The organism is Stenotrophomonas rhizophila (genome assembly GCF_003751305.1).
GTDB lineage: Bacteria > Pseudomonadota > Gammaproteobacteria > Xanthomonadales > Xanthomonadaceae > Stenotrophomonas > Stenotrophomonas rhizophila_B.
Genome location: NZ_RJKV01000002.1, coordinates 1,081,010 through 1,107,407 on the forward strand (window position 1 = coordinate 1,081,010; position 26,398 = coordinate 1,107,407).

Genomic DNA, 26,398 nt, shown 5'->3' on the forward strand with positions numbered 1-26,398 from the left:
ATGCCGTTGCGCGCTGGCCAGGCTAGCGCGCCGGCAGTGCGATGGCCTGGTCTTCGACGCAGGCCACCAAGCGTTCTCCGGCGTCCATGACGGGTGCAATGCCTGCGGTGAACCGGGAGAACGCCGGCAGTATCGTCAGTCGCTCGCGCAACCAGAACGCCGGCCAGCGCCGTTGCATGCCCGGCAGGCGTGCCAGTGGATGCAGATGGCCACACAGCACGTGCAGTCCCGGATGCGGCTGTGGCGCATGACGGAGCAGAAAGGGGCCTTCCTGCACACGTTCGCCCAGCAACTCGATACCCAGGTCTGCCTTGGGCAGCACGCGATCGTGATTGCCTTCAAGCGCGCCGATCCACAGGTCCGGGTGCTGCTCGCGCCAGCCCTGCCACTGGCGGTACCACGCCGCGCGATGGGCGGCGCCATGCAGCACATCGCCCAGAATCCAAAGTTGGCGCACGTCGTGCTGTTGCAGCAACCGGCCCAGCTGCTCCAGATCATCCTGCGTGCCACCCCGGGGCAGCCCGATGCCTGCACGCCGGAACAGATCGGCCTTGCCCAGATGCAGATCGGCGATCAACAAGCCGTGCCGCGCAGGCCAGTACATCGCACGTGCGCCCAGCAGGTGCACCGTTTCGCCAGCGAGGGTGATCGGCAGCTCAGGCGCCATGACGTTTCTCCAGTTGCTGTGCCGCGCGCAGCACGCGGGTTTTCCAGTCTTCGTTGCTGAACTGACCGCGCAGCCGTTCGGCCCACAGCGGGAAGGACAGCGGCCCCAGGCTGGTCGGGTGCTGCAGGCTCAGGGTGCGCGCCTGGCAGGACGACAGCGTCGTGGCCAGACTGCCAAGCTCAAGCTGATCGTGCAGCACTTCGTGTTCGGCCAGCGTCAGCAGAATGTGATCCGGATCGTGCTGGCGCAGCACGTCGTACAGAAGCCCACTGGAGGCCTGCAGCTGACGCAGGCTGCGCGGCGTGCGTCCCGGCAATGCGGGCACCAGCATGCCGGACACGCGCGCGATGTCGCGGAACTGGCGTCGTGCGAGTTCGCCCAGATTGAGACTCTCGCGCAGATCCGTGAGCAGCCCCTCCGGTTGGAGCAGCGTCCGCACGCGTGCCGCGTCTATCTCGACAGCGCGCGCGGGTGCCAGTACGAAGCCATAGTCGTTGGCCGCATACCCGAACGTGTTGGCCTGCAGCCGCGTCCAGCGCATCGCCATCAACGCGGCCAGCCCTTCATTGACCTGCCGCCCTGCGAAGGGATACACGAACACGAACTGGCCCTCGCGGCGGCGGACATGTTCCACCAGCAGCCGGTCGGGGGCGGGCAGTGCGGACAGGCGCGTCTGCAGCGACAACAGCGGGGCCAGCCACTGCATCTCCGGGCTCTCGGGTGGGCTGGCCAGCACCGTTTCCATTTCATGCCCGAGCGCCTCCGACAGCGGCAGCCGACCACCCTGCCAGCGCGGCACCACCCCATCGCCGCCGCGTGCCACGCGCACGTAGGCGGTCAGATTCTCCAGGCGCACCAGTTCCAGCAGGCGGCCGGCGAACTGGAAGCGATCGCCCGGGCGCAGCCGGCTGAGGAACTGTTCCTCCACCGCGCCGAGCCGGCCGCCGCGCAGGAACTGCACCATGACGCTGCCATCGCTGGTGATGGTGCCGATCGACAGCCGATGCCGCAGCGCGACGCGGCGGTCATGCACGCGGTAGAGGCCATCGTCATCGCGCACGACCTTGTGGAAGTCCGGGTACTGTGACAGCGCACGACCGCCCTGCACGATGAACTCCAGCACGCCGTCCCAGTGCGCGTGGTCCAGTGCGGCGAAGGCATGCGTCCGTCGTACCTGTTCAAACAGGGCCTCCGGTTCGAAGCCGCCGCCAAGCGCGCAGCTCACCGCATGCTGCGCCAGTACATCCAGCGACAATTTCAGCGGCCGGCGTGCTTCGATGTGCCCTTGCGCCAGCGCGCGACGTGCCGCGGCATACTCGACCAGCTCCAGCGCATGCGAAGGCACACACACGATGTGCCCGGATTCGCCGGGGCGATGTCTGGCGCGCCCCGCACGCTGCAGCAAACGCGCGATGCCCTTGGGGCTGCCGATCTGCAGCACCTGATCGACACTGGGGAAATCAACGCCGAGGTCCAGGCTGGAGGTTGCCACCACGCAGCGCAGCCGGCCTTCGTGCAGGCCTTCCTCGGCAGCACGGCGCAGGGCCGGGTCGAGCGAGCCGTGATGCAGCGCGAGTGTGTCCGGGTCTTCCGGCCACACTGCGGACAGCGCCTGATGCCAGAGCTCGGCGTGGGCACGCGTGTTGGTGAACAGCAGGCTGGTGCGCACCGTCAGCAGTTTTTCCAGCACGCGCTGCAACTGCGACAGACCCAGGTGGCCTGCCCACGGGAAGCGCTCGCCCTGAGCGGGCAGCAGCGTCTCCACACTGACCGGGCGAGGCCGCGCGCCGGCCACCAGCGGGGCATCGGGCACATCGGGCAACAGCACCTCGCGCGCTTCGTCCAGATTGCCCAGCGTTGCAGACAGCCCCCACACCTGCAGCGCGGGCAGGGCATCGCGCAGGCGGCGCAGATTCAACTGCAGCAGCACGCCGCGCTTGTTGCCCAGCAGTTCGTGCCACTCATCCACCACCACGCAGCGCAGGTGCTGCAGGCGCGCCATCGTGTCGGGATAGCTGAGCAACAGCGCCAGCGACTCCGGCGTGGTGACCAGCACATCGAGCCGGCCTTCTCGCGCCAACCGCTTGTCGCGCGCGCTGGCATCGCCGGTACGCAGGCCCACCTGCCAGTCCAACCCGAGGGCATCCAGCGGCTCACGCAGGGCGCGCGCCGTGTCGGCGGCCAGTGCGCGCAGTGGCGTGATCCACAGCACCTGCAGGACGGGTACGGGAGTCTTTGCGCGGCCGCGGGTGGTACGTGGCGGTGGATCGTTGAGCGCCTGCAGCAGCGGCCCACCGAACATCGCCAGCGTCTTGCCGCTGCCCGTCGGGGTATGCAGCAGGCCGGACTCGCCGGCCAGGTAGTGCCGCCACATCGCTTTCTGGAAGGGCAGCGGCGCCCAGCCCCGGCTGGCGAACCACGCCGTCAGGCGGGCCATGGCCTCGCGTCGGGTCACCGCGCCAGCGCCTGCAGCTGGGCCAGCGTGTCGGCCTCGCTGGCCGGCTTGTCATGCCGCCAGCGCAGGATGCGCGGGAAGCGCACGGCGATGCCGGATTTGTGCCGTTTGCTGCGGTTCACCGCTTCGAAGCCAAGTTCGAATACCTGCTCGCCACGCACGCTGCGCACTGGCCCGAAGCGCTCGATCGTGTTCGCGCGGATCCAGCGGTCCAGCGCCAGGATTTCCTTGTCGTCCAGGCCCGAGTACGCCTTGGCCACCGGCACCAGCGTTTCGCCGTCCCACACCCCGAAGGTGTAATCGGTGTAGAGCGTGCTGCGCCGGCCGTGGCCGGACTGCGCGTAGATCATCACTGCATCGATGGTCAGCGGGGCGATCTTCCACTTCCACCAGTCGCCGCGTCGGCGCCCGGCCTGGTAGACAGAGTCGCCGCGTTTGAGCATCAGCCCTTCCACACCGCGCTCGCGGGCCAGATCGCGCTGCGCGGCCGCCTCGCTCCAATCCGCCACGCGGACCGCCGGCGACAGCATCAGGCGGGGGTCGTCCAGCGCGGCAAGCACCTCGGCCAGGCGCGCACGCCGTTGCGCGAGCGGCAAGGCGCGCAGGTCGTCACCGCCCAGTTCAAGCAGATCGTAGGCGAGCACGCGCACCGGCGTATCGCGCAGCGTCTTCGGGCCAGGCTTGAGGCGCTGGATGCGCGTCTGCAGCGCGGTGAAGGGCAGCGGCAGATCATCGCCGTCGGCCCAGGCCAGCAACTCGCCATCGATCACACAGCCATCGGGCAAGGCCATCGCCGCCGCTTCAATCTCCGGAAAGCGGCCATCCAGGCGTTCTTCGCCGCGCGACCACAGCGCGACCTCACCCTGGCGGCGCAGGACCTGAAGGCGGATACCGTCCCATTTCCACTCCAGCAGCCAGTCGTCGATCGGTCCGAGCGTGTCGACCTCCGCCTCCAGGGGGGAGGCCAGGAAGAACGGGTAGGGTTGCTGGCGATCTTCTGGCCGCTCTTCCGGCGACAGCAATGCCGCCAGCAGCCCGGGCGTGGGCACCCAGCTGCCGAGCATGCGCTGGGCGATGCGCGCGATATCAATGCCGGACCATTCGGCCAGTGCCTGCTGCACCAGCCGCTGTGACACCCCCACGCGCAGCGCGCCGGTCAGCAGCTTGTTGAACACCAGCCGCTCGTCGAAGGCAAGCTGTTGCCACGCCTGGGTGATCGCGGCGTGGCGCACCGGCTCGGGTTGATTGGCGCCCGGCAGCAGCTTCTGCTCGATCCAGTTGGCGAGCGCGACATCCGCACCGGCCTGCACCGGATCATCCATCAGCAGGGTGAGTGTCTCGGCCAGATCGCCGACCTGGTCGTAGCTGTCGTCCACCAGCCACGCCGGTGTGTCGGACATCTCGGCTACCCACGCGCGCAGTTCGGCATTGCCGGCGATCTTCTGCCGCGCACTGGTGACCTTGCCGCCGGCCAACAGGAACAGGGCCCATGCCGCGTCGTGCGCAGGCGCCTGCTGGAAGTAGCGCACCAGCGCAGCGCGCTTGTCGCCGGTGGCGGTGCTGCGGTCGAGTTCGCTGTAAAGCGCGGCGAAGCGTTTCATTCTTCGTCCCCGTAGCCGGTGGCGAAGGCCTCGGCGGCGACACCCCGCTCGCGCAGGAACCGGATCAGCGCATCGGTATTGCCGTGGGTGGCGATGACGCGGCGTGCGCCGGTCTCGGCGATGGTGCGCAGCAGGTCGGGCCAGTCGGCGTGATCGGAGACCACAAAGCCGCGATCGTAGTTGCGCCGGCGGCGGTTGCCACGCACCCGCATCCAGCCGGAGGCAAAGCCCAGCTGCGCGCGCTTGAAGCGGCGCATCCACGCGCTGCCGGCGGCCGAGGGTGGGGCAAGAATCAGCTTGCCGGCGAACTCGGCGCCGCGCGCCTGTTCGCTGACCGGCTCGGTGGCCAGCATGGGAATGCCGGCTTCGCGATAGACCGCGACACCGGTGGCGATCGCGCCATGCAGCAGCGCAGGCTGGTCATCCAGTGGCAGCAGTTCGGCAAGGATCCGCTGTGCTTTGCCAAGCGCGTAGCACAGCAGCACGGCCGCCTCGCCGCGCGCTTCGCACTCGCGCCGCCACGCCACGATGTCGGCGGCGACCTGCGAGGTGTCCGGCCAGCGGTAGACCGGCAGGCCGAAGGTCGCTTCGGTGATGAAGGTGTCGCAGGGCACCACCTCGAACGGGTCGCAGCTCGGGTCGGGCTGGCGCTTGTAGTCGCCCGAGGCCACCCATACCCGTCCGGCATGCGCGATCCGCACCTGGGCCGAACCGAGCACGTGCCCGGCCGAATGCAGCGAGACCTCGGTGTCGCCCAGGGTGAAGCGTTCACCGTAATCATGTGCGGTGCAGTCCACATCGCCCAGCCGCCAGCGCAGGATCGGCAGCGTTTGCGTGGTGCAGTGGTAGTGGCCCATCCCGTTGCGCGCGTGATCGCCATGGCCGTGCGTGATCACCGCGCGCGGTACCGGGCGCCAGGGGTCGATATGGAAATCACCGGCCGGGCAGTAGAGGCCCTCCGGGCGCAGCACCACCAGGTCGTCGTTGTCGGCATCCACGTTCATGCCTGCACTGTGCCGCCGCGCTCGTGCAGGAGGTGAGAATCCGCATGAACGGCGGCCTGTGCGGGGATGCGGCAGAATCGAGGCCTCTGTCTGCAAGGAGGTCGCCGTGATGACGTCTGCATGGCCCGCGTTCGAGACGCATGAAGTAAGCAACCAGCCGCCGCCCTTCGGGGGCCGCAATCTGTGGGCTGACGACGTGGCGCTGGCGGAGGCGGTGCAGCGCGAGGGCGGAGCCGCCTTCATCGGGCAGCTGGCGCGCTATGGCGGTCTCGCCGGCGATGAGCTTTACCGGATCGGCTTCGATGCCAATCGCGATCGCCCGCGCCTGCGCACCCACGATGGGCAGGGTCATCGCATCGACACCGTTGAGTTCCATCCGGCGTACCACCAGTTGATGACGGTGGCGAAAACGCATGGCGTGGCCGGGCTGTCCTGGCACGATGGTCGCCCCGGTGCGCATGTCGCACGCGCGGCGTTGAGCTATCTGCATCACCAGGCCGAGGCCGGCACCAGTTGCCCGCTGACGATGACCCACGCCGCCGTCGCGGTGCTGCGGCAGGCACCGTCGCTGGCCGAATGGGCGACCAAGGCGGCAGCCCCGGAGTACGACCCGCGCGATGTGCCGATCGCCGACAAAGCCGGCATTACCGTGGGCATGGGCATGACCGAGAAGCAGGGCGGTTCGGACGTGCGCAGCAACACCACGCGCGCCGAGCCCCAGGCCGATGGCAGCTATGCGTTGGTCGGGCACAAGTGGTTCTTCTCCGCGCCGATGTCAGATGGGTTCCTGGTGCTGGCGCAGGCACCGGGTGGCTTGAGTTGTTTCCTGATGCCGCGGCGCCTGGCCGATGGCAACCGCAATACGTTCCACCTGATGCGCTTGAAGGACAAGCTCGGGGACTGGTCCAACGCCTCCAGCGAAGTGGAGCTGTGCGGGGCCCTGGCGCAGCGTGTCGGCGAGGAAGGGCGAGGGGTGGCGACCATCATCGGCATGGTGATGATGACGCGGCTGGACTGCATGCTCGGTGCCGCAGCGGAAATGCGCATGGCGCTGGCCCAGGCGCTGCATCACACGCGGTATCGCAGCACGTTTGGCAAGCGCTTGTGCGAGCAACCGCTGATGACCAATGTGCTGGCCGATCTGGCGGTGGAGTCCGAGGCGGCCACGGTGTTGGCGATGCGCGTCGCGCGCGCCGTGGACCAGGCTGCCACCGATCCCCAGCAGGCCGCGTTCGCGCGCATCGCCACCGCAGTGGGGAAGTACTGGGTGTGCAAGCGGGCCGCGGTGTTCGTCAACGAGGCCCAGGAGTGCCTTGGCGGCGCGGGCTATGTGGAGGAGTCGATGCTGCCGCGACTGTACCGGCAGGCGCCGTTGAATTCGATCTGGGAAGGCAGCGGCAACATCCAATGCCTGGACGTGCTGCGTGCGCTGTCGCGCGAACCGCAGGTGCTGCATGCGCTGGAGGCGGAGCTGGACACCGTGGCCGGTGTGGATGCGATCTATGACGCTGCATCGCGCGCGCTGCGTGCCCAGCTCGCGGCAACGCCTGAGCAGGCGCAGGCGCGTCGCATCACCGAACGGCTGGCGTTGTTGTTGCAGGCCGCCGTGCTGCTGCGCGCGCAGAGCCCGGTCGCCTCCACCTTCATCCGCTCACGGCTGGGAGCCGAGCATGGGATGGCGTTCGGGACACTGCCGACCGATGTGGGATACGCAGCGGTGATGGCCCGCGCGTTGCCGTAACGAGAACGCCCCCTCCTGGGAGGGGGCGTTGTGCGGCGCACACTGCGATGGGACGTGAAGCCGACTCAGCGCTTGGCTTCGTTGGCGTTCTTCTGCGCGTCGTCGGCAACGTCACGCGCCTTGTCGGCCACCTTCTGCGCGGCATCGGCGGTGGAATCGCTGGCGTGGGCGGCGGCATCCTTGGCGGCGACCTTGGCTTCGCCGGCGGCTTCAGAGGTTGCGGCAGCAGCGCGGTCAAGCGCCTGCTGGGTATCGGCGGCAGCCCGTTCAGAGGCGGCAGCGGCATCGTCGGCAGCAGTGCGGGTGGCCGCAGCGGCCTTGTCGACGGCTTCGCGCGCGGCAGCGTTGGTGCTGTCGGCAGCCTGGGCGGCATCGCGACGGGCCTGTTCGGCCTCCGGGCCCTTGCACGCGGCCAGGCCGAGCAGCAGGGAGGCGGCCAGCAGGGAGGTGGTCAACGGACGGATCTTCATGTGGCGCTCCGGTAAGGCGATGGATGGGAGGCCAGCCTATTCATGCGTCTGTGAAGAACCGGTGCGTGGCAGGCCTGCTCAACACGCGCCCAAAGAAAAAGCCGCTGGCGAACCAGCGGCTTCTTCAGACTTGCTTGAAGAAAGAAGTTATTACTTCTTGGCTTCTTCAGCAGCGTCCTTGGCCTTCTCGGCGGTGCCTTCGGCAGCCTTGGCAGCGTCGGCAGCCTGGTCGGCAGCAGCGTCGGTGGCAGCGCCAGCAGCCTGGGCAGCGGCATCAGCCGAAGCGTCAGCAGCGGTGGTGGCGGTGTCAGCAGCAGCCTGGGCAGCGTCAGCAGCCGGGGCGCCAGCAGCAGCGGCCTGGTCAGCAGCGGCCTGGGCGTCAGCGGCAGCTTCGTTGGCCGAAGCGGCGGCGTCAGCAGCCTGCTCCTGCTTCGAGCAGGCGGTCAGAGCCAGGCCCAGGGCCATTGCGATCAGCAGCTTGTTGATGCTCATTGTTGTGAATCCTCGTCGTTAGATTAGGCAACGCGCTATTGCGCGCCCGGCAACATGATGACAAGCCAAGATTGGCTGTCAAGCGATCGCGCATTCAGTTTTGAGAAATGCGCGTTAAATCAAATCAAATCAATTCGATAGCGATGGCGGTTGCTTCGCCGCCGCCGATGCACAGGGTAGCAATTCCGCGCTTGGCCTCACGCTTGCGCAATGCGTTCACCAGTGTGACCACCAAGCGCGCACCCGAGGCACCGATGGGATGGCCCAGTGCGCAGGCGCCCCCGTTGACGTTGACCTTGTCATGCGGGATGCCCAGCTCGCGGATCGGCGCCATCGCCACGACGGCGAAGGCTTCGTTGATCTCGAACAGGTCCACCTGGTCCAGCGTCCAGCCGGTTTTTTCCAGCAGCTTCTGGATCGCACCGATCGGCGCGGTGGTGAACCACTCCGGCGCCTGCGAGTGGGTGGCGTGGCCGACGATGCGGGCCAGCGGCTGCAGCCCGCGGGCGGCAGCGTCTTCTTCGGACAGCAGCACCACGGCGGCAGCGCCGTCGGAGATGCTCGAGGAACTTGCCGCGGTGACCGTGCCGTCCTTCTTGAAGGCCGGACGCAGGGTCGGGATCTTGGTGACGTCCGAACGGCCCGGCTGCTCGTCCTGCGCGAACTCGACCTCACCCTTGCGGGTGCTCACCTTCACCGGGACGATTTCGTCGTCGAACGCGCCATTGGCCTGCGCAGCCAGCGCGCGGCGCACGGATTCGATGGCGAAGGCATCCTGCTCCTCGCGGCTGACCTGGAACTTCTCGACGGTGCATTCGGCGAACTCGCCCATCGCTTTGCCGTCATAGGCATTGACCAGGCCGTCGTGGGCCATGTGGTCGACCGCCTGGAAATTGCCGAAGCGGTTGCCGGTACGCGAGTTGGGGAGCATGTGCGGGGCGTTGGACATCGACTCCATGCCGCCGGCAACCACGATGCTGGCCGAGCCGGCCTTGATCAGGTCATGCCCCAGCATGATGGCCTTCATGCCCGAGCCGCACACCTTGTTGAGGGTGGTGGCGCCGGTGGAGACCGGAATCCCGGCGGCGATCGCGGCCTGGCGGGCCGGCGCCTGGCCGAGATTGGCCGGCAGCACGCAGCCCATGATCACTTCGGAAACGTCCGCAGCCGGGATCCCGGACTGTTCCAGGGCCGCGGCGATCGCGGTGGACCCGAGGGTCGGGGTCGGCACGCCATTGAACTGGCCCAGGAAGGAGCCGATGGCGGTGCGCTTGGCGGCGGCGATGACGATGTTGGACATGTGCAATCTCTTTGATGCGTGAGCGAAGAGCGGAATGGGAACGCGGGCGTTGGAAGCCGACGCATTTCCCGGCAGACTGCGTGGGGGTCGGTCCAGTATAGAGGGTCGGCATTGACCGCCGGTGTCTGCCCGGGAGGCCGACAGGTGGGGAAGGTCCATTCACAAGGGGAGCGGGGATGAAACAGGTTGTGATCGGCAGGTCGGCCCTGGCCGCGGCATTGGCCTTGGCGTTGAGCGCGTGCGGAGGCGGGGGCAGCAATGTCCGCGGGGACCTGGAGCCGTCGCCTCCACCGACCACGCCGCCGACGCCGCCCCCTACCACCCCACCGACGCCACCGCCGACCACGGCACCGCCGGCACAGCCGGCCTTCGATGCGCACCTGAGCATCATCCAGGCCGGTCCCGCGCAGGCGGCCGGCTGGACCGGCGCCGGCGTGCGCATCGGCGTGGTCGATTCAGGCGTCAACCGCAGTCATCCGGCGCTCAACGGGCGCGTCGTGGCCAGTTACAACTACGTTGATCCGCGGGTGAACAACCTCAACGTGGACGACGTGGTCGGGCATGGCACCGTGGTGTCCCAGCTGGCTGCCGGTCGGCGGGTCGGGAGCTGGCCAGGGGGTGTGGCCACGGACGCGCAGATCGTGTCTGCACGGATCATCGCCGACAAAAGCCCGGTCGATGATGGTTCCGGCAGCGGCAACCAGGTCAGCGGTGCGCTGGGCCTTGCGCCGGTGCATCAGGATCTGATCAATGCCGGCGTCAAGATCATGAACAACTCGTGGGGCGGCCTGTACTGGACCAATCCGGCCGCCACCGCGCCGATTGCCCAGGAGTACCGTCCCTTCATCATCGGCCATGGCGGCCTGGTGGTGTTCGCGACCGGCAACGAGAGCAAGGCCAATCCGTCCAGCATGGCGGCACTGCCCAGCCAGCCGGGTACCGGCGGCAGCCTGCCGGCAGCGGATCTGGAGCGTGGCTGGCTCAGCGTGACCGCCGTCGATACCGCGGACCCGAGCAGGCTGGCCTCGTATGCCAACGCGTGCGGCGTGGCGGCACGCTATTGCCTTGCCGCTCCCGGCACCGCGGCGTACGTCGATCCGGCCAATACCGGGGGCACGCCCACGTATTACTACGGCTCGGGCACCTCCTATGCAGCGCCGCTGGTTTCCGGCGCGGCCGCGCTGGTGTGGCAGAAGTACCCGTACTTCACCAATGACCTGGTGCGTCAGACCCTGCTCGGCACGGCAACCGATCTCGGCGCAGGCGGCGTGGACAGCACCTTCGGCTATGGCCTGCTCAACATCGCCAAGGCGATCAACGGGCCGGCCCGGTTCGACTGGGGGGATGCCACCGCCACTGTCGCGACGGTCGGTCTGGACTCGGTATGGGCCAACGACATCAGCGGCACGGGCGGGTTGATCAAGCAGGGCATCGGATCACTGACGCTGGCCGGTTCCAATACCTACGGCGGGGACACCCGCATCGAGCGTGGCACGCTCGCGCTGCGCGGTGGAGCGTCGATCACCTCCGATGTCCTGATCGTGCCGCAGGCCGATGCACCCGGCAACGCCGCCCTGCAGTTCATGAACGGCACAACGCGGGTGGCTGGCAACGTGGACAACGGTGCCAGCGTGATCCTGCGCAGCGCCAACATCGATGCCACCGTCGAGGGCAATTACGTACAGCGCGCCGGTGCACAGTTGGTGGTGGCGCTGGGTGCCAATGCGCTCAAGGTCACCGGCACGGCGTCGCTGGCGGGCAATGTGCACGTGGACAGCATCCTCAGCGGTTACGTGCCCGCCGATGGGCGCTCGCAGGCGCTGCTGCAGGCCGAGGGTGGCGTGAGCGGCACGTTTGCCGGCGTGACCAATGCGCTGGCGACGGGCACGCTGCTTCAGACCAGCCTGCGCTATCAAAGCAATGACGTCAGCCTGATCACCGACCGGATCAATGTCATCAGTGCGACCCAGCAGGCCGGTCTGAGTGGGATTACGCTGGCCTCGGCGGCACGGGTGGAATCGGCGTTCGAGGTCCTCGATCACAGCGGTGCGGCGCTTACCGGCTTCGCTGGTGCGGCCGGTGAGCTGCAGGGCGTGGATGGCACGGGTGCGTTGCAGGCGAGCCTGGACAGCCTGTCCGGCAAGGCCCATGCGCTGGCCACCGCATCGACCTTCGACAGCATCGATATGAACCGCCGCGCGCTGTCGGCCCGCGTTGGCGAGGTGCAGGCCGCACCGCGCCTGCGCGGTACCTGGCAAAGCGCGCTGGGCGAGGCCGGGCAGGGCAGCTTTGCCGGCAACGGCGTGGCCACCCGGGGCTGGATGATGGGCCAGGACATGGCACTGGGCAGCCACGGCATGCTCGGGTTCGCCTTCGGTGAAACGCGCAGCTTCGGCGGCCGTGACTGGGGCAGCGACCGTGGGCGCGACCGCCAGTCGCAGGCGCAGTTGTATGCAGGCTGGGGCACCGGCCGCGCCTATGCGATGGGGCAGCTGGGGGCAGGCCAGTTCACGCGCGAGATCGACCGCCAGCTGCTGCTCGGCGCGGGCCAGTACGGTGTCAACGCACGCTATGGCGGCAGCTTCAGTGCAGCCAGCGTGGAATCGGGGTATCGCTTCGGCAACGCCATCGCGTCGCTGACGCCGTATCTGGGCGCGGAGTACGCGCGCGTGGACAGCGACGGTTTCAGCGAGCAGGGCGGCATGGGCTTCGGCCTACGGACGCAGGATGCGGTCAGTACGCGCACCCAGGCCTTGATCGGCATGCGTGCCGAGCGTCGCTGGGGTGGGTGGTCGCTGCGCGGCTATGCCGAGTGGCAGCAGCACCTGGCCAGTACGGGACAGGTGCAGGAGGCCAGTTTCGTGGGCGTGGAGGCCTGGGCGCCACTGTCCGGCCTGCAGCCGGCGCGCTCGGGCGGCCTGTTCGGGCTGTCCGTGGAATCGTGGTTGAGCCGCAACACGCGCCTGGCGTTCGGCTATGACCAGCGGTTCGGCCCGCGTGGCGATCTGCGCCAGGTGCAGCTGCGCTACTCGGCCGGGTTCTGAGGGCGGGCTCCAACGCGAGGTGCGCTACAAAAAAGAGGGCGCGATCCATGATCGCGCCCTCTTCGTTTTGATCGCCGCAGCAGATCAGTTGCCGCGCAGCGTTCCCAGCCGCGGCGTGGCGCGGCCCAGCGGCATCTTCAACTTTCCGATCGACAGGATGCGCGACTCGGCGATCTGATCGGCGGCGCGCTGTGGCGCGATGCCTTCGCTCTGCGACAGCGCGAAGATGCGGCCCAGGTTGTGGTAAATGCTGCGGATCAGGCGCATCGCACGCTCGCGGTTGTAGCCGTCGATTTCCAGCGAGACGTTCATCACGCCGCCGGCGTTGACCGCGTAATCGGGCGCGTAGAGGATGCCGCGCGCATGCAGCTCGTCACCCACGTCCAGGCTGGAGAGCTGGTTGTTGGCGGTGCCGCAGACGATCTTGCACTTCAGGCGCGGCAGCGTCTCCGGGTTGATCGCACCTTCCAGCGCACACGGGGCGAAGATGTCGGCGTTGACGTCGTAGATGTCCTCCGGCTTGACGGCTTCGGCACCGTATTCGGTCACCGCACGCTCGACCCGCGCGCTGTCCAGGTCGCTGACGTACAGCTTGGCGCCGCGGTCGCGCAGCAGCTTCACCAGTTCCATGCCGATGTGGCCCAGGCCCTGCACCGCGATGCTGGCCTTGCCGACTTCCTCATGGCCCAGCTTGTGCTGCATCGAGGCCATCAGCGCCTGCAGCGCGCCATAGGCGGTGAACGGTGCCGGATCGCCGGAGCCACCGTGGACCTGGTGCACGCCGGTGACGTACTCGCTTTCCAGGTAGATGTTCTCCATGTCGTTGACGTCGGTGCCGACATCTTCGGCGGTGATGTAACGCCCGCCCAGCGAATCCACGTAACGGCCGAACGCGCGGAACAGCACTTCGGTCTTGTCGCGCTTGGGGTCACCGATGATCACAGCCTTGCCACCGCCCACGTTGAGGCCGGCCAGCGCGTTCTTGTAGGTCATGGTGCGGCTCAGCCGCAGCGCATCTTCCAGGGCCTCGTCGGTACTGGCGTAGGGACGCATGCGCACACCGCCCAGGGCCGGGCCCAGCGTGGTGTTGTGGATCGCGATGATCGCCCTCAGGCCGGCATCGCGGTTGTGGCAGAACACCACTTGCTCGTGACCGGTAGATTCGAGGGTTTCAAATAACATGGTGGCTCCGATGGTGCGAACGGTGGCGAACAGCGGCGAACGCGCCAGCAAAAGGTGGGGTGTAAAACAAAAAAAGCGACGTCGTCGGGTCTCGGACGGGTCGCGCGGCGCCATTCTAGAGCATTCCGCCGGAGGGTGTTGTCAGGGGGCTCCGGTGAAGGGCCGGGCCGGTGCCACGGCGGCCGCCATTAAAGTTGCTGACCTGCAGGCCGATGCCGTCGCAAGGGTGTGCATCACCGGCAATCGCAGGACGGATCACGTGGGCGCAGTCGCAACAAGGCAAGTGCGGTATCCCACGTGGCCAGGGGCCCTGGCGTGACGGGCGCGGTCCTCATCGCGGTCCTGGTGGCAGCCCTGCTGGGTGGGGGGCTGCTGCTCCGCCGTCGGCGTGCCGTGGCGGCGCCATCGGCCGCCCGCGCGGCACGCGGGCACTCCCCGGCGGCCGCGGCCCCGCCCCTGTGCCAGGGGGCCGATCCGGTGGCTGCCCTGCAGGCCGGCCTGCACGCGCTTGCCCTGGTACCGCGCAGTGGCGATGCCGCCGATGCAGCCGTGCGGCACACGGTCGAGCTGCGCGATGCGGTCACCGCGTCGCTTCTGGCCCGGGACTGGTCGGCCAAGCACCTGCCCCGCCGCCCGCAGCTGCTGCCGCAGCTCATCCAGACCGTCAACGACAGCGACGCCTCGGCGCGCGCGATGGCCGCGATCATCGGCCAGGATCCGGTGCTGACCGGCAACCTGCTGCGCATTGCCAACAGTCCCGTCTACCGGGTGCAGGCCAAGCCGGTGGAAACCCTGCAGCGCGCCGTCACCCTGGTCGGCACCGACGGCATCCGCCAGATCATCAGTGCGGTGCTGGTGCAGCCGGTGATGCAACTGCAGTGCGATGCGTTTCCGCAGTTCAGCGCGGTGATCTGGGAGCATGCGCTGCTGGCCTCGCGCGTTGCCGCCGACCATGCGCGCACGGTGACCCATGAGGACGGTTTCGCTGCGCAGTGGCTTGGCCTGACCCAGGGGCTCGGCGCGGCGCTGGTGATGCGCCACCTGCTCGATGCCTGCGCGCAACAGCAGGTGGCCGCCCCGCCGCGCGTGCTGGCCGCCGATCTGCTCGATAGCTGGACCCTGCCGGTGGCGAGCCGGATCGCCGCGGCATGGGAGTTGCCCAAGGCCGTCCATGACGCCCTGATCCGGCAGAGCGGCAGCGGCCTGGCCGCCAGCCTGCGGTTCGCGCGGGCGGTGGCTGCGGCCAGCCTGCTGTGCCGCCATGGCCAGATCGGGCAGGTCCAGGCACTGGCCTGGCTGGAACAGCTGGACGACACCCCGCCACAGGCGCTGCAGTGGATCTGGCGGCGCGTCCACGGGCGCGCGGTGGAAACGCTGGAGGGCGATGAGCCTGGCGTCGAGGTGGCGCAGGCTGGCTGAGCTAGAGCTGTGACTCCAGCGGCAGCCAGCTGATCGCGCGTGCGCTGGCCCGCAGCCACAACCCGGCATCGGGTTCGGTGTACAGCCAATGGGGCGGCTGCGCATCACGCTCCAGCCAGCGGACGTCGCCCTCCGGACCCAGCGCTACCCAGTAACTCTGGCGCGGGTCGGCCAGGTGCAGGTATTCCTTGCGCAGCTGGCCCGCCAGCACGGGATCGTCGAACAGCACGCCCATCTCGGTGTTCAGATAGGCCGAGCGTGGGTCCAGATTGAACGAGCCGACGAAGCCGCGCCGGTCGTCGATCATGAACGCCTTGGTGTGCAGGCTGGCACCACTGCTGCCGAACAGACCGCCGCCATCGACATTGCCACGTGATTTGAGCTCGTACAGCTGCACGCCACTGCGCAGCAGCGGTGCGCGGTAGTGCATGTAGCCGCTGTGCACGGCGGCCACATCATTGGCCGCCAGAGAGTTGGTGATGACCGCGACCTGGGCCCCGCGCGCGACCATCGCAGCCAAGCCTTCAGTGCCGTCCTCGCCGGGCACGAAGTAGGGCGAGATCAGCAGGGCTTTGTGTTGGGCGCTTTCCAGTTCCTGCACCAGGCGCGTCACCAGCCAGCCGGCCTGATCGTCGCGGCGGTGCTTCATCGGCGGGTCCGAGGCGATCTCCACGTGGTTTGACCAGTGCAGATCCAGCGCATCGCGGTAATACGATTTCTCCGCCTGCGAGCGCGCCACGCGTTCCAGATAGGGCTTGGCACTGTCCAGGCGCGCTTCGTGCTCGCTTTCGCGGATCAGCAGGCGCAGCTGCGGTTCGGCGTAGAACGCCAGCGCACGGATCGGGACGGCGGTATCGCTGTTCCAGTAATCGTCGAAGATCGTGTTGGCCTGCTGCACCGCTTGGCCGGCAACCAGCAGGTCCAGGTCGCGGAAGTTCACGTCCGGGCGCGCGCTGAAATATTCCTCGCCGATGTTGCGGCCACCGACGATCGCCACGCGCCCGTCGGCGATCCATGACTTGTTGTGCATCCGGTGGTTGACGCTGAAAACGCGCTGCACCATCTCGACCAGGCGCCAGAGTCCGTTGCGGTTGCGGAACGGGTTGTACAGGCGGATCTCGATGTTGGGGTGCGCATCGAGCGCCATCATCAGCGCGTCCTTGTCCTGCGCGTTCATGTCATCGAGCAGGATGCGTACCCGCACGCCGCGCTCGGCGGCGCGGTACAGCTCGTTGGCCATGAGATGGCCGATGAGGTCGTCGTGCCAGATGTAGTACTGCAGGTCCAGGCTGCGTCCGGCGTGCTGGGTGATCACCGCGCGCGCGGCGTACGCGTCCAGCCCGTCGGACAGGAAGGCCACACCGGTCTGGCCTGGGTGCTCGGCCTGCAGGCGGACCAGCTCGCGATCGATCGGGGTCTGGTCGGCCTGCGTAGGCAGCACCGTCGAGCGCTCGCCGACGGCCTGCGGGGTGAGGTGGTCGGCCAGCAGCAGGCCGCTGAGGACCAGCAGGATCAGCAGGGCGACAACGATCCCCAGCCAGCGCAGCAGCCGGCGCCAGAACGGTTTTTTCTCGGTCATGCCCCGATCGTAAGCGGCCGGGGCGTGCAGGGCGAGTGCTGGCGCGGTTTAGAAGCGCTCGTCCGGCGCCAGGTAACGCCACTGGCCCGGGACCAGCTTGCCCATCGCCACGCGGCCGATGCGCAGGCGGCGGATGCTGATGACCTCCAGCCCGACCTGGGCGCACATGTCGCGCAACTGGCCTGGATGCACCGGCTTGATCGCAAAGCGCAGGCGGGTTTCGTTCTGCCAGCTCACCTTGCACGGTGGCAACGGCCAGCTGCGGAAGCTCAGGCCGTGCGCGAGGCGCTTCATGCCGTAGGGCGCCAGCTCGCCACTGACTTCCACCAGGTATTCCTGCTCCAGCGTTGCACCGCGATCCTTCAGGTGCGAGATCACGCGCCCGTCCTGGCTGACCACCACCAGGCCGCTTTCGTCATCGGACAGCGGCATCACCAGCTGCAGGGCGTGGAAATGCCGCTGCAGCAGCGTTACGCCGGTGGCATCGAGTTCACTGCGGGTGTCCGGCGTTACCAGGGCGCACAGTTCGTCCGAGCGCATGCCGGCCGGCTTGTGCAGCAGCATGCTCACGGTCTCGGTGCGGGTCGCCTCGGCGTTCTCGCGCAGCACGATGTCCTCGTCGGTGACCATCGTCTGCGGCTGTTCGACCACCAGGCCGTTGACGGTCACCCAGCCGCCCTCGATGTAGCGCTGGGCGTCGCCACGGGAGCAGCCGATCAGGCTGGTCAGGCGTTTGTCGAGTCGGATAGGGTCGGTCATCGGGCAGGCAACATAAAACGGGAAGCGGGCGGGGAGTGTACTGGCTGGGGCCCGGCGCTGCGCGACGCTGGACGCTGCGGCTCAGCCCGGCGTGCGTTCCAGGTGGGTCAGGTACAGGCGCAGATCAAACTCCAGCTGGTGGTAGTCCGCTTCCATGTGGGTACACAGCTGGTAGAAGGCCTTGTTGTGGTCCGATTCCTTCAGATGGGCCAGCTCGTGCACCACGATCATCTTCAGGAACGGCGCCGGTGCCTCGCGGAACACCGTGGCGATGCGGATCTCGCGGCTGGCCTTGAGCCGGCTGCCCTGCACCCGCGAGACCGTGGTGTGCGTGCCCAGCGCGTGCTTGAGCACCTGCAGCCTGCTGTCGTAGATCACCTTGGACAGCGGCGCGGACTGGCGCAGATAGCGCTCTTTCAGGCCCTGGGTGTAGTCGTAGAGCTGGCGGTCGTTGCGGACGGTATGCAGTTCGGCGTAGCGCCGCTCCAGCCACGGCCCCAGCCGGTCGCCCGCGATCAGCTCGCGCACCTGCTGCTGCAGGGCGTCGGGATAGCCGGCGAGGTACTTCAGGGCGGTCATGGGGCGGTTGGGACGGGGCGGGCAGACCAGTATGATGGCCCCCGGAATCCCGCAACAACAGATGCTAGGCGTATGGCGAAGGCAAATCCCCTGCAGGAGCAGCTGCTCAAGGCTGGGCTGGTCAAGAAATCCCAGGTCTCCCAGACCGCCCGTGAACAGGTGAAAGCCCGCCACGGCAAGGCCCCGGTCGCGCCCAGCGAAAGCCAGCGCGAGGCCGAGCGCCTGCGTGCCGAGAAGGCTGAACGCGATCGCGCGCTGGAAGCCGAGCGCAAGGCCAAGGCCCACGCCCAGGAACTGCAGGCCCAGGTCCGCCAGATCGTCGAGGCGCACAAGGTCAAGCGTGAAGGCGAAAGCGAGTACCGCTTCAATGACGGCACGCTGATCCGCACGATGCTGGTCAACAACGTGCTGCGTCGCCAGCTGGCCTCGGGCAGCCTGGTGATCGTGCGCCATGGCGACGGCTTCGAACTGCTGCCGAGGACGGCGGCCGAGAAGGTCCGTGAGCGCGACGCCAGCGTGATCGTGCTCGACAACAGCCAGCCCGGCAGCGAGCCGAGCACCGGCAACGCCGAGGACGATGCCTACTACGCCCAGTTCCAGGTGCCGGACGACCTGGTCTGGTAAGCCACGTCTGAAGCGTTCACCCGGCGCCGCGGGCGTTCAGCCCCACGTTGGCTGGGTGTGGTGGGCCGGGTCTATGCTGGTGCCCTGACACCGGCATGGGAGACACATCATGGCGACAGGTTGGGCAGGCGACGGCGCCGTCCAGGATCAGATCGACGCCACCGTCGATGAGGCCATCCAGCGGGCCCGCGCGCAGCTGCGCGATGGCCCGGGATTGACCCACTGCGAGCACTGCGACGCGCCCATTCCCGAGGCGCGGCGGAAAGCCGTACCCGGCGTACGCCTGTGCGTGCGCTGCCAGGAAGAAGAGGACGCCGCCCAGCAGGAGGGCAGCGGCTACAACCGCCGCGGCAGCAAGGACAGCCAGCTGCGCTAGGTATCGATCCTGCGCCCGGGCATTGCCTGGCCGATGGCGGCTGGACTCAGCCGTCCCCTTGAATCCCGCCCGGCGCCTGCGAAGGATCGCGCCAACGGCGCACGGTGCGTTGGAAGAACATGTTGTTGGGCATCTGCAGCACCGTGCCTTCGTGCCCGCTGCCGGTTTCCTGCAACGTGGTGTAGATCAGATTGATGTCGATCACGCGGCCCTTGAGTCCTGGCTTCTCACCGTTTTCCAGCAGCTCGATGTAATCGTGCAGGCGGAACGGCCGCGTGGTGAAGATCAGCAGCGTGCAGAAGATGTTGGACAGCACGCTCCACGCGGCGAAGAACGCCACCGCGCCGACCGCAGCGAACCCGGTGAAGGCGGTCCAAAGTACCGTTGCCGAGACGCCCACGATGTTGAGCACGATCAGCAGCACGGTGAAATACACCACGAAGGTGAACACCCGACGTGCGCCCATGATCATTTCCGGCGGGAGTGTGTAGTGCTCACCGACGCGACGGATCAGCCGCCGGGCAACCAGCCGCAGCAGCCAGGCCACCAGCAGGGTCACCAGAATCTGCAGGGCAGGGACCCCGTACTGCAGCCATTCGTGGGTCCAGGCGGGCAGATGCTCTTTCATGGGGGCGGAATTCCTTTGCAGCGATAGTGCCGATCCCGCCATGGTAATGCCGATGCGCGTCACCGCATCGTGGTATCGGTTTACGACAGGGGGCTGCCGTACACGTCGAACACAGCGATCATCGCCGAGGCACACACCGGCGCGTTCTGCGCGTACTGCACACAGACATCGGGTGCTTCAGGCCTCAACGTGACCTGGATCTGCAGCGGGCTCCACGGCAGCGTGCAGCCGGTGGCCAGCGAGAGCAGCAGGGCCAGGCAACTGGAAGACATGGGAATACTCCTTGGCGGGGGCCGGTAGTGACATGGGATTGGATGCAGCGCCGGCCAGGAAGGTTTAAAGACCGCAGAAATAATCCGCCCTCACGCTCGCAGCAGCCCCAAGCGGAGGCGCCTGAAAAGAAAGTCAGAACGGGCTTAAACCTTTTCCATGCCCCCCGCATCCAACGGATATGCTCGATACGACCATGCCCGCCTCCAGCGCCACGACCCAGGCCGATGCCGCCGATGACCATGCCCTCGTGCGTGCCGCGGCTGCCGGCGACGTGACCGCATACGAATGCATCTACCGGCGGCATTCGCCGCGCGTGTACGCCGTGCTGTGGCGGCTGTGCGGCGGCCATGCGGCCCGCGCCGAAGACGCCCTGCAGGAGGCCTTCCTGCAGGCATGGCGCGCACTGCCGGGCTTCCGTTTCGAAAGCAGCCTCGGCACCTGGCTGCACCGCCTGGGGGTCAACGCAGCGCTGATGGAACTGCGCGCCAACGCCACCGGCGATGCGCGCGATGCCGGCGAGGAGGGCTGGGAATCGTTGGCGATGCTGCCGGCCCAGGACCGCTGCGCCGGTACCTCCATGGACCTGGAGCGCGCGCTGGAAACACTGCCGCCACGGGCGCGCGCGGTACTGGTCCTGCATGACATCGAAGGGTGGAAACACCAGGAAATCGCCGACCAGCTGCAGATGGCGGTCGGCAGTTCCAAAGCACAGTTGCACCGTGCGCGCGGCCTGTTGCGTGCGCGCCTAGGAGAAACCGCATGACGCCCCATGATTCCGATCACGACGACCTGACCGCACGCCTGCGTGCCTTGCCCGCCGAGCGCGTTCCGCCGGCGCGGGTCTGGCAGGGCATCGCCGCACAGTTGCCGGCACCGCTGACGGCACCGTCCACGCCGATCGCCACCGCTTCGCTGGCCGCACACCGGTCCCGCCGGCAGCGCTGGCCGCTGCGCGTAGGCCTGGGAATGGCCGCCGCACTTGCCGTTCTGATGGTGGTGCCTACGCCGGTTCCGCACACGCCCGCACCGTCGCTGCTGCAGCGCCAGGCCGATGCGATGGCCGGCGAGTACCAGCAGGCCATCGCGGCCTTGCCCAGCGCCGATGTCACCGATGAGTGGCGCCCGGCCCTGCATGAACTCGATGCCAGTGCGGACACCATCCGCGCGGCCATCGCTGAAAATCCCCGCTCGCGCTATCTGCTCGGGCAACTGCAGCGTACCTATGCGCTGCGGCTGGAACTCACCCAGCAGGCGGTGCTGTCCGCCGGCCTGCCCACTTGAAGGAGAACCCCATGCGTATCCCTCTGTCCCTGATCGCCGCCCTGGCTCTGTGCGTGCCGCTCGTCGCCCAGGCCGCCACCAACGTCAATGAGCGCCATCCACTGGGCGCCGGCGGTCGCGTGGAAATCAGCAACATCGCTGGCAAAGTCACCGTGCGCGGTTGGGACCGCAGCGACGTGGCGTTGACCGGTTCAATGGCCGATGGGCTCACTCTCAAGCAGGACAAGAGCAGCAACCGCGTGCGCTGGGAAGTGGAGTACCCGCGCGGCCGCAGCAACGGCGGGGCGACCCTGGAGCTGCGTGTACCGCGTTCGGTGGACGTGCAGCTTGGCACCATCAGCGCCGACATCGACGTGGCCGACATCGACGTGCGCCGCCTGCAGGCCAACAGTGTCAGCGGCAGCATTACCGCGGCCGGGCGCAGTGGCGAGACCACGTTGAACACGGTCAGTGGTGGGATCCGCTCGCAGCTGCAGACGCCGCGGTTGGACGCGCGCACGGTCAGTGGCCAGTTGCTGGCCGGTGGCGGGGCGTCGGGAGACGTGGCGGCCGAATCGGTCTCCGGCCGGGTCAACGTCAACGCCGGACGGGTCCAGCGGCTGGCGGTGGAAACCGTCTCGGGCAGCCTGGATGTGAGCGCGACCGGCATGGCGCCGGGCGGCAAGGTGACGATGCAGACGGTCAGCGGATCGGTCGCGCTGAAGCTGCCGGCGACTGTCTCGGCGCAGTTGAACGTCAAGACGTTCAGTGGTGGGATCCAGTCCGACGCCGGGCAGGTGGACAAGCCGCGCTATGGTCCGGGCCGCAGCCTGGATGCGCGTCTGGGGTCGGGCGATGGGGATATTTCGATCAACTCCCATTCCGGGAGCGTGCGGGTCAGCCTGGGCCGCTGAGTGCGGCCACCGCACCGGCCAATGCCGGTGCGGTCGGCAGCAACGTCAGCCGGCTTTCTTCAGCGCCAGGGTATTGCCCAGCACTTCGATCTTGCCGCCACCTTTACGGAAAGCAGCCAGATCCGCAGCGATGCTCTGGCTGCTGACGGCGGAGTTGGACCCTTGCTTGCGGTCAACGCGAACGGTGTTGCTTGCCTTGGGGGAGGTCTTTGGCGTACGAGCCATGGATGCTCCTGCTATGGATGAAGCGTGGAAGAAAACGTCGACAGATCCTGCTGTTGTCGACGGTAGTCCTGCCGCACGAGGCGGCAATCATCGCCGCCCATGTCGAACTGGCGGCAGATCGCGGGTCGCTGCGAGTAGATCGTGCAGCGCAGGTGATACGGGTCGATCGCAGCGCACCAGCCTTCTTCGTTGCGCGCCATCACCGTGCCGCCACGCGCATCGGTGTCCAGCAGGTAGCCGGGCACGTTGTCGTCAGGCATGACGGTGACGGTGAGCCGACAGCACACCGCGTCGCAACGACGGCAATCGATGGGGTCGGGCTCAGACGATGTAAGAAGTGCAGCCAGGCGTTCGCCCAATCTGAGTGTCTCTTGGCGGCTCGGGGTGCAGCAGGCTGTGAACGAGCCGGATCACAGCGATGAGCGATCCCGGCACCGCGGACAGGTCCGGACGGTGGCAGCATCGAAGAAGACGGTGGCCAGCAAGGCCAGGAGAGTGGTGCTTGTCGCGTCAAGCGCATTGCGCTTTGACGCCGAAAGATGATAGCGCTTTCGGCGTAACGTTTTGTTAATAAGGCCTTTCGAACCTCTTCAGGCCTTGTGGGACAAGGCCTGGCGTTGCCGGTGGATCAGTTGGCGGCGGCCAATGCCAGCCCGTGGACCACGCCGAACGACGGATTTCCGCGGACCAGGGTCGAGCCCGGGAAAGCGTTGGCCACGGCCTGCTGCAGGTAGCCGGCGCGCGACATGCCGCCAGTCAGGAACACCGCTGCCGGGTCGTGGCCGATGTCGCTGCGCACCTGCTCCAGCAGGGCGGTCAGCTCGCCCAGATACCCACCGGCGGCGGTTTCCAGCCGCGAGGCATCGATCTGCATCTGCAGGCCGCGTTCGATGAAGTCCAGCGCGCTGTCGTGGCTGGACACGCTGCTCAGGGCGATCTTGCAGCGCTCGACTTCACGGTACAGGCGCGCGGTATTGCCGGTGTCCTGCAGCGCGGTCAGGCGCGGGCCGAACGGCGCGTCCACATCGCGGTAGGTGTGCTGGCGGAAATCGCGCTGGCGGGTCATGTCCTGCACCATCGCCGCTTCCACGTAGTGGTGCGCCGGCACGCGGGTGATGCCGCGGCCGAACAGCGGCATGTAGCCGCCCAGGCTCAGCGCCAGATCGATATCGGTACCGCCACGGGCGATACCCCAGGCGCGGTGGATGGTCGGGGCCTGGCCGCCGCCTACGCGCGCATGGGCAACGTCGGTGGTACCACCGCCGATATCCACCACCACCGCGTCGTGCTCCTGCGGGCTCTCGGCGTGGTAATGCATCGCGGCGGCGGCCGGCTCTTCGAGAAAATCGATGCTGTCGAAGCCGGCGGCGATCGCTGCGCCGTGCAGGATCTCCAGCGCCTGCGCGTTGCCGGCCTCGCCGATCGAACTGCGGAACTGGACCGGGCGGCCCAGCGTGGCGGTGCGGATCGGCGTGTCCAGCTGGCGCGAGGCGGTCAGGCGGATGTGCTCGAGGATGTGCGTGGCGATGCCGGCGATGGTCTGGCGCGCACGCGGGTGCAGGTTGTAACCGAGCATCGACTTGGGGCTCTGCACCAGGTTGCCTTCGTTCTCTTCGAAGTAGGCCTCCAGCGCGTCATCGCCGTAGACCGCGTTCTGCAGCAGGGTGGTGGAGCTGAGCGGGGCGCGCATCTGCTCTTCCATCCACTGCCGGCGCACCACGCGCAGGGCCTCGCGGCGCAAGGCATCGGGGGTACGTTCCTGGCCGGCGGCACGGGCATCGCGCGCGGCCGCGTCGACCAGCCGGGCCAGGTCGTGCTCCAGCGCCGGGGTCAGTTCGAAGTCGTTCGGGTCGCGCATCACCTCGGGGAAATACACCGTGGTACGGAACTGTTCGGCCTGGCCGAACTGGATCGGCACGACCTTGCCGTCGATCACCACGGCGGCGGCGGAGTTGCTGGTGCCAAAGTCGATGCCGAGTTTCATGCGGGAGCCGGGCCGGTGGTCAGGGGGCGCGCACTTTGCGGCAACGGGACCGCCGACGCAAGGGCAGACGGTAACGGGCGGTTACACTACGGGCCGTTTCGTAACCGAAGAGCTGTCGATGTCCGCCATTCCCGCCTGCCCGCAGTGCACCCTGGAAAACACCTATGCCGATGGCGCGCTGTTCATCTGCGCGGACTGCGGCCACGAGTGGGCGGCCGGTGACGGTGGCGGCGAGGCCGTGGTGGTGCGCGACAGCAACGGCAACGTGCTGGCCGCCGGCGACACCGTGACCGTGATCAAGGACCTGAAGGTCAAGGGATCCTCCATCCCGCTCAAGCAGGGCACCGTGATCCGCAACATCCGCCTGGTCGAAGACGATGCCGAGCACATCGAAGGCAACTCGGAGAAGATCAAGGGTCTGGTCCTGAAGACCTGCTTCCTCAAGAAGGCCTGAGCCGGCTCAGTGGGCGTTGGTGCCACGCTGGCGCCAACGCTGCAGGCTGTCCAGCTTGGCCTGGTAGCGGGAAGTGACCGCATCGCCGTTTTCCCCCGCCAGGTCCCGTGCGCGCTGCATCTCCTGCGAGGCGCGATGCGGGTCGCCGGCCAGGAAGTAGGCCCGGGCCAGGGCGAAATGGAAGGGATGCGCGCTGTCGTACAGGCGCACGGCGCGGCGGTAGAACTTCACCGCATCGGGATAGTCCCGGCGCTGCTCCGCCCGCGCACCGAGCATGTACTGCGCAAAGGGATCGCTACGCTGCACCCGCGCCAGCCGGCCCGCCAGCCGTTGCGCCTGGCGGGTATCGCCCACGCGCCGGTACAGCGCACTGGCATTGCTCAGGCTGGCGCCGTGCCGCGGCTGCAGGCGCAGGGCGGTCTCGTAGTCGCGCCGGGCCTGGTCCAGGTCCCCCACGCGCGCCGCCAGTACCCCCAGATTGTTCCAGCTGCCGACAAAGTCCGGTGCCTGCGCGAGCGCGGCACGGAAGTAGGTACGTGCGCCGGCCGTATCGCCGGCGGCCATGCGGTCGGCGCCGCGGTTGTTGTAGAAATGGGCCAGCGCCCGCTGTTCGTTGATCTTTTGCGGGCCATTGCGGTCATAGAGCACGTTGTGGTCCAGATCGACGGTGCCGCTGCGCCCGTCCAGCACGATGCCGGCGTTGACGTGGCCAATGCTGTAGATCACGCCGGGTGCCTGATACCAGGACACCACCTGCGCCACTTCCTGGACATGCGCATCAATGCCGGCAAGGTTGGCCAGGGTCACGAACAACAGCGTGAACGAGAGGCAGTTGGCGCGCCGCGTCTGCCACGTCTCATTGATCGTGTGGGTCGCATCGGGGTCGTAGGCCAGGTGCAGCCCCTGCGCGTCGAAGATCATGTCGACCAACCGCTGCAGGCGGCGCTCGCGCGAGTAGCCCGGGTCGATCACCTGCTCATGCAGCAGGGTCAGCAGCGGAGCCGGCACCTCCAGGATCTGCGCCGGCGTGGGCAGCTCGGTGGTGACCGGTGCAGCTGGAAGGGGCGGCGCGGCGGGCTCCGCCGCCCAGACCGGTACGGCAGCCAGCGCCATCCACAGCATCAGTAGTCTGCAGCCGGTCATCGCCGTCACCTCGCAGCGGGCTTGGGGTCCGTCGGGTCGAGTCTAGGCGCGTTGGTACGTTCCGGCGTGCCGTTCATCGGCTGTGCACGCCATCCACAGAGGATGTGGACCAGCGGTCGACAAAGATGTGGATAACCCTCGCTGCGCCCTGTGCAGCAAGGGGGCGATGGGCGTGGTCAAAAAAGTGCCGGTCTTGCCAGCACGCGCCCGGCGGCCAATCATGGC

Annotated in this window: 26 protein-coding genes; 9 read left to right on the plus strand and 17 right to left on the minus strand. The window is 67.8% G+C overall.

Annotated elements, in window-relative coordinates; translation table 11 throughout:
• Positions 1-22: 22 nt before the first annotated feature.
• The 4 genes from pdeM to EDF74_RS13270 are packed head-to-tail and all read right to left on the minus strand — an operon-like array spanning position 23 to position 5,727.
• Positions 23-667 (minus strand): ligase-associated DNA damage response endonuclease PdeM, encoded by a 645-nt coding sequence (gene pdeM, locus EDF74_RS13255; RefSeq protein ID WP_123730536.1) that lies wholly within the window; start codon positions 665-667, stop codon positions 23-25.
• Positions 657-3,104: a ligase-associated DNA damage response DEXH box helicase gene (locus EDF74_RS13260; RefSeq protein ID WP_123730537.1), complete on the minus strand. Its 2,448-nt coding sequence runs from the start codon at positions 3,102-3,104 to the stop codon at positions 657-659. Before EDF74_RS13260 ends, pdeM begins: the two co-directional genes overlap by 11 nt.
• A gap of 14 nt (positions 3,105-3,118) precedes the next feature.
• On the minus strand, positions 3,119-4,723 hold the full coding sequence (locus EDF74_RS13265) for an ATP-dependent DNA ligase (RefSeq protein WP_123730538.1): 1,605 nt from the start codon (positions 4,721-4,723) through the stop codon (positions 3,119-3,121).
• On the minus strand, positions 4,720-5,727 hold the full coding sequence (locus EDF74_RS13270) for a ligase-associated DNA damage response exonuclease (protein ID WP_123730539.1): 1,008 nt from the start codon (positions 5,725-5,727) through the stop codon (positions 4,720-4,722). The genes EDF74_RS13265 and EDF74_RS13270 overlap by 4 nt, the downstream gene beginning before the upstream one ends.
• Before the next feature lie 109 nt (positions 5,728-5,836).
• On the opposite strand from EDF74_RS13270, the gene EDF74_RS13275 reads away from it, so the two are divergent.
• Positions 5,837-7,468, plus strand: coding sequence for an isovaleryl-CoA dehydrogenase (locus EDF74_RS13275; protein ID WP_123730540.1), 1,632 nt, complete (start codon positions 5,837-5,839; stop codon positions 7,466-7,468).
• 65 nt (positions 7,469-7,533) lie between these two features.
• On the opposite strand, the gene EDF74_RS13280 is transcribed toward EDF74_RS13275, so the two are convergent.
• From EDF74_RS13280 to EDF74_RS13290, 3 genes are all read right to left on the minus strand, one after another.
• Positions 7,534-7,938 (minus strand): hypothetical protein, encoded by a 405-nt coding sequence (locus EDF74_RS13280; protein WP_123730541.1) that lies wholly within the window; start codon positions 7,936-7,938, stop codon positions 7,534-7,536.
• Between the two features lie 150 nt (positions 7,939-8,088).
• Positions 8,089-8,430, minus strand: a complete 342-nt coding sequence (locus EDF74_RS13285; RefSeq protein ID WP_088434503.1) for a hypothetical protein — start codon at positions 8,428-8,430, stop codon at positions 8,089-8,091.
• A gap of 124 nt (positions 8,431-8,554) precedes the next feature.
• On the minus strand, positions 8,555-9,730 hold the full coding sequence (locus EDF74_RS13290) for a thiolase family protein (protein ID WP_123730542.1): 1,176 nt from the start codon (positions 9,728-9,730) through the stop codon (positions 8,555-8,557).
• Positions 9,731-9,906: 176 nt separating this feature from the next.
• Between EDF74_RS13290 and EDF74_RS13295 the strand changes: the two genes are divergently transcribed.
• Positions 9,907-12,774: a S8 family serine peptidase gene (locus tag EDF74_RS13295; RefSeq protein WP_123730543.1), complete on the plus strand. Its 2,868-nt coding sequence runs from the start codon at positions 9,907-9,909 to the stop codon at positions 12,772-12,774.
• A gap of 84 nt (positions 12,775-12,858) precedes the next feature.
• Here EDF74_RS13295 and EDF74_RS13300 read toward each other — a convergent pair whose 3' ends face one another.
• Positions 12,859-13,956, minus strand: a complete 1,098-nt coding sequence (locus EDF74_RS13300) for a Glu/Leu/Phe/Val dehydrogenase dimerization domain-containing protein (protein ID WP_123730882.1) — start codon at positions 13,954-13,956, stop codon at positions 12,859-12,861.
• A 342-nt stretch (positions 13,957-14,298) separates the two neighbouring features.
• On the opposite strand from EDF74_RS13300, the gene EDF74_RS13305 reads away from it, so the two are divergent.
• The gene (locus EDF74_RS13305) at positions 14,299-15,375 is read left to right on the plus strand and encodes an HDOD domain-containing protein (protein ID WP_123730883.1); all 1,077 of its coding nucleotides are present in this window, start codon (positions 14,299-14,301) and stop codon (positions 15,373-15,375) included.
• 1 nt (position 15,376) lies between these two features.
• Here EDF74_RS13305 and EDF74_RS13310 read toward each other — a convergent pair whose 3' ends face one another.
• From EDF74_RS13310 to EDF74_RS13320, 3 genes are all read right to left on the minus strand, one after another.
• Positions 15,377-16,954 (minus strand): phospholipase D family protein, encoded by a 1,578-nt coding sequence (locus tag EDF74_RS13310; RefSeq protein WP_123730544.1) that lies wholly within the window; start codon positions 16,952-16,954, stop codon positions 15,377-15,379.
• A gap of 48 nt (positions 16,955-17,002) precedes the next feature.
• Positions 17,003-17,713, minus strand: coding sequence for an rRNA pseudouridine synthase (locus tag EDF74_RS13315; protein ID WP_123730545.1), 711 nt, complete (start codon positions 17,711-17,713; stop codon positions 17,003-17,005).
• Between the two features lie 81 nt (positions 17,714-17,794).
• A complete protein-coding gene (locus tag EDF74_RS13320) occupies positions 17,795-18,292 on the minus strand; it encodes a M48 family metallopeptidase (RefSeq protein WP_123730546.1) in 498 nt (165 codons plus the stop codon).
• Positions 18,293-18,364: 72 nt separating this feature from the next.
• On the opposite strand from EDF74_RS13320, the gene EDF74_RS13325 reads away from it, so the two are divergent.
• Together EDF74_RS13325 and EDF74_RS13330 are read left to right on the plus strand one after the other, a co-directional pair.
• On the plus strand, positions 18,365-18,916 hold the full coding sequence (locus EDF74_RS13325) for a DUF2058 domain-containing protein (protein ID WP_123730547.1): 552 nt from the start codon (positions 18,365-18,367) through the stop codon (positions 18,914-18,916).
• A 109-nt stretch (positions 18,917-19,025) separates the two neighbouring features.
• On the plus strand, positions 19,026-19,292 hold the full coding sequence (locus EDF74_RS13330; RefSeq protein ID WP_121038682.1) for a DksA/TraR family C4-type zinc finger protein: 267 nt from the start codon (positions 19,026-19,028) through the stop codon (positions 19,290-19,292).
• A 46-nt stretch (positions 19,293-19,338) separates the two neighbouring features.
• On the opposite strand, the gene EDF74_RS13335 is transcribed toward EDF74_RS13330, so the two are convergent.
• Entirely contained in the window at positions 19,339-19,920 is a 582-nt protein-coding gene (locus tag EDF74_RS13335; protein ID WP_123730548.1) for a mechanosensitive ion channel family protein, read from the minus strand.
• Positions 19,921-20,000: 80 nt separating this feature from the next.
• Positions 20,001-20,192 carry a hypothetical protein gene (locus EDF74_RS13340; protein ID WP_123730549.1) on the minus strand — a complete coding sequence of 64 codons (192 nt, stop codon included), beginning with the start codon at positions 20,190-20,192 and terminating at the stop codon, positions 20,001-20,003.
• A 179-nt stretch (positions 20,193-20,371) separates the two neighbouring features.
• Here EDF74_RS13340 and EDF74_RS13345 point away from each other — a divergent pair, with 179 nt between their 5' ends.
• From EDF74_RS13345 to EDF74_RS13355, 3 genes are read left to right on the plus strand one after another with little or no spacing between them, the layout of a single operon-like run.
• Positions 20,372-20,956: an RNA polymerase sigma factor gene (locus EDF74_RS13345; protein ID WP_123730550.1), complete on the plus strand. Its 585-nt coding sequence runs from the start codon at positions 20,372-20,374 to the stop codon at positions 20,954-20,956.
• On the plus strand, positions 20,953-21,474 hold the full coding sequence (locus EDF74_RS13350) for an anti-sigma factor (RefSeq protein ID WP_123730551.1): 522 nt from the start codon (positions 20,953-20,955) through the stop codon (positions 21,472-21,474). Before EDF74_RS13345 ends, EDF74_RS13350 begins: the two co-directional genes overlap by 4 nt.
• A gap of 11 nt (positions 21,475-21,485) precedes the next feature.
• Positions 21,486-22,367, plus strand: a complete 882-nt coding sequence (locus EDF74_RS13355; protein ID WP_123730552.1) for a DUF4097 family beta strand repeat-containing protein — start codon at positions 21,486-21,488, stop codon at positions 22,365-22,367.
• Between the two features lie 45 nt (positions 22,368-22,412).
• Here EDF74_RS13355 and EDF74_RS13360 read toward each other — a convergent pair whose 3' ends face one another.
• The 3 genes from EDF74_RS13360 to EDF74_RS13370 all read right to left on the minus strand — a co-directional run bounded on the left by EDF74_RS13360 (position 22,413) and on the right by EDF74_RS13370 (position 24,576).
• Positions 22,413-22,592 carry a hypothetical protein gene (locus tag EDF74_RS13360; protein ID WP_019183415.1) on the minus strand — a complete coding sequence of 60 codons (180 nt, stop codon included), beginning with the start codon at positions 22,590-22,592 and terminating at the stop codon, positions 22,413-22,415.
• 11 nt (positions 22,593-22,603) lie between these two features.
• The gene (locus EDF74_RS13365) at positions 22,604-22,903 is read right to left on the minus strand and encodes a YkgJ family cysteine cluster protein (RefSeq protein WP_080114834.1); all 300 of its coding nucleotides are present in this window, start codon (positions 22,901-22,903) and stop codon (positions 22,604-22,606) included.
• A 317-nt stretch (positions 22,904-23,220) separates the two neighbouring features.
• Positions 23,221-24,576: an Hsp70 family protein gene (locus tag EDF74_RS13370; RefSeq protein ID WP_123730553.1), complete on the minus strand. Its 1,356-nt coding sequence runs from the start codon at positions 24,574-24,576 to the stop codon at positions 23,221-23,223.
• A 118-nt stretch (positions 24,577-24,694) separates the two neighbouring features.
• On the opposite strand from EDF74_RS13370, the gene EDF74_RS13375 reads away from it, so the two are divergent.
• Positions 24,695-25,030 (plus strand): zinc ribbon domain-containing protein YjdM, encoded by a 336-nt coding sequence (locus EDF74_RS13375; RefSeq protein WP_123730554.1) that lies wholly within the window; start codon positions 24,695-24,697, stop codon positions 25,028-25,030.
• A 6-nt stretch (positions 25,031-25,036) separates the two neighbouring features.
• Here the strand turns inward: EDF74_RS13375 and EDF74_RS13380 are convergent, their stop codons facing one another.
• Positions 25,037-26,173: a tetratricopeptide repeat protein gene (locus EDF74_RS13380; RefSeq protein WP_123730555.1), complete on the minus strand. Its 1,137-nt coding sequence runs from the start codon at positions 26,171-26,173 to the stop codon at positions 25,037-25,039.
• Positions 26,174-26,398 lie beyond the last annotated feature (225 nt).

Coding starts and splice junctions, on each gene's coding strand:
- pdeM (WP_123730536.1), bottom strand. CDS start 667: ATGGCGCCTGAGCTGCCGATCACCCTCGCTGGCGAAACGGTGCACCTG.
- EDF74_RS13260 (WP_123730537.1), bottom strand. CDS start 3,104: ATGGCCCGCCTGACGGCGTGGTTCGCCAGCCGGGGCTGGGCGCCGCTG.
- EDF74_RS13265 (WP_123730538.1), bottom strand. CDS start 4,723: ATGAAACGCTTCGCCGCGCTTTACAGCGAACTCGACCGCAGCACCGCC.
- EDF74_RS13270 (WP_123730539.1), bottom strand. CDS start 5,727: ATGAACGTGGATGCCGACAACGACGACCTGGTGGTGCTGCGCCCGGAG.
- EDF74_RS13275 (WP_123730540.1), top strand. CDS start 5,837: ATGACGTCTGCATGGCCCGCGTTCGAGACGCATGAAGTAAGCAACCAG.
- EDF74_RS13280 (WP_123730541.1), bottom strand. CDS start 7,938: ATGAAGATCCGTCCGTTGACCACCTCCCTGCTGGCCGCCTCCCTGCTG.
- EDF74_RS13285 (WP_088434503.1), bottom strand. CDS start 8,430: ATGAGCATCAACAAGCTGCTGATCGCAATGGCCCTGGGCCTGGCTCTG.
- EDF74_RS13290 (WP_123730542.1), bottom strand. CDS start 9,730: ATGTCCAACATCGTCATCGCCGCCGCCAAGCGCACCGCCATCGGCTCC.
- EDF74_RS13295 (WP_123730543.1), top strand. CDS start 9,907: ATGAAACAGGTTGTGATCGGCAGGTCGGCCCTGGCCGCGGCATTGGCC.
- EDF74_RS13300 (WP_123730882.1), bottom strand. CDS start 13,956: ATGTTATTTGAAACCCTCGAATCTACCGGTCACGAGCAAGTGGTGTTC.
- EDF74_RS13310 (WP_123730544.1), bottom strand. CDS start 16,954: ATGACCGAGAAAAAACCGTTCTGGCGCCGGCTGCTGCGCTGGCTGGGG.
- EDF74_RS13315 (WP_123730545.1), bottom strand. CDS start 17,713: ATGACCGACCCTATCCGACTCGACAAACGCCTGACCAGCCTGATCGGC.
- EDF74_RS13320 (WP_123730546.1), bottom strand. CDS start 18,292: ATGACCGCCCTGAAGTACCTCGCCGGCTATCCCGACGCCCTGCAGCAG.
- EDF74_RS13325 (WP_123730547.1), top strand. CDS start 18,365: ATGGCGAAGGCAAATCCCCTGCAGGAGCAGCTGCTCAAGGCTGGGCTG.
- EDF74_RS13330 (WP_121038682.1), top strand. CDS start 19,026: ATGGCGACAGGTTGGGCAGGCGACGGCGCCGTCCAGGATCAGATCGAC.
- EDF74_RS13335 (WP_123730548.1), bottom strand. CDS start 19,920: ATGAAAGAGCATCTGCCCGCCTGGACCCACGAATGGCTGCAGTACGGG.
- EDF74_RS13340 (WP_123730549.1), bottom strand. CDS start 20,192: ATGTCTTCCAGTTGCCTGGCCCTGCTGCTCTCGCTGGCCACCGGCTGC.
- EDF74_RS13345 (WP_123730550.1), top strand. CDS start 20,372: ATGCTCGATACGACCATGCCCGCCTCCAGCGCCACGACCCAGGCCGAT.
- EDF74_RS13350 (WP_123730551.1), top strand. CDS start 20,953: ATGACGCCCCATGATTCCGATCACGACGACCTGACCGCACGCCTGCGT.
- EDF74_RS13355 (WP_123730552.1), top strand. CDS start 21,486: ATGCGTATCCCTCTGTCCCTGATCGCCGCCCTGGCTCTGTGCGTGCCG.
- EDF74_RS13360 (WP_019183415.1), bottom strand. CDS start 22,592: ATGGCTCGTACGCCAAAGACCTCCCCCAAGGCAAGCAACACCGTTCGC.
- EDF74_RS13370 (WP_123730553.1), bottom strand. CDS start 24,576: ATGAAACTCGGCATCGACTTTGGCACCAGCAACTCCGCCGCCGCCGTG.
- EDF74_RS13375 (WP_123730554.1), top strand. CDS start 24,695: ATGTCCGCCATTCCCGCCTGCCCGCAGTGCACCCTGGAAAACACCTAT.
- EDF74_RS13380 (WP_123730555.1), bottom strand. CDS start 26,173: ATGACCGGCTGCAGACTACTGATGCTGTGGATGGCGCTGGCTGCCGTA.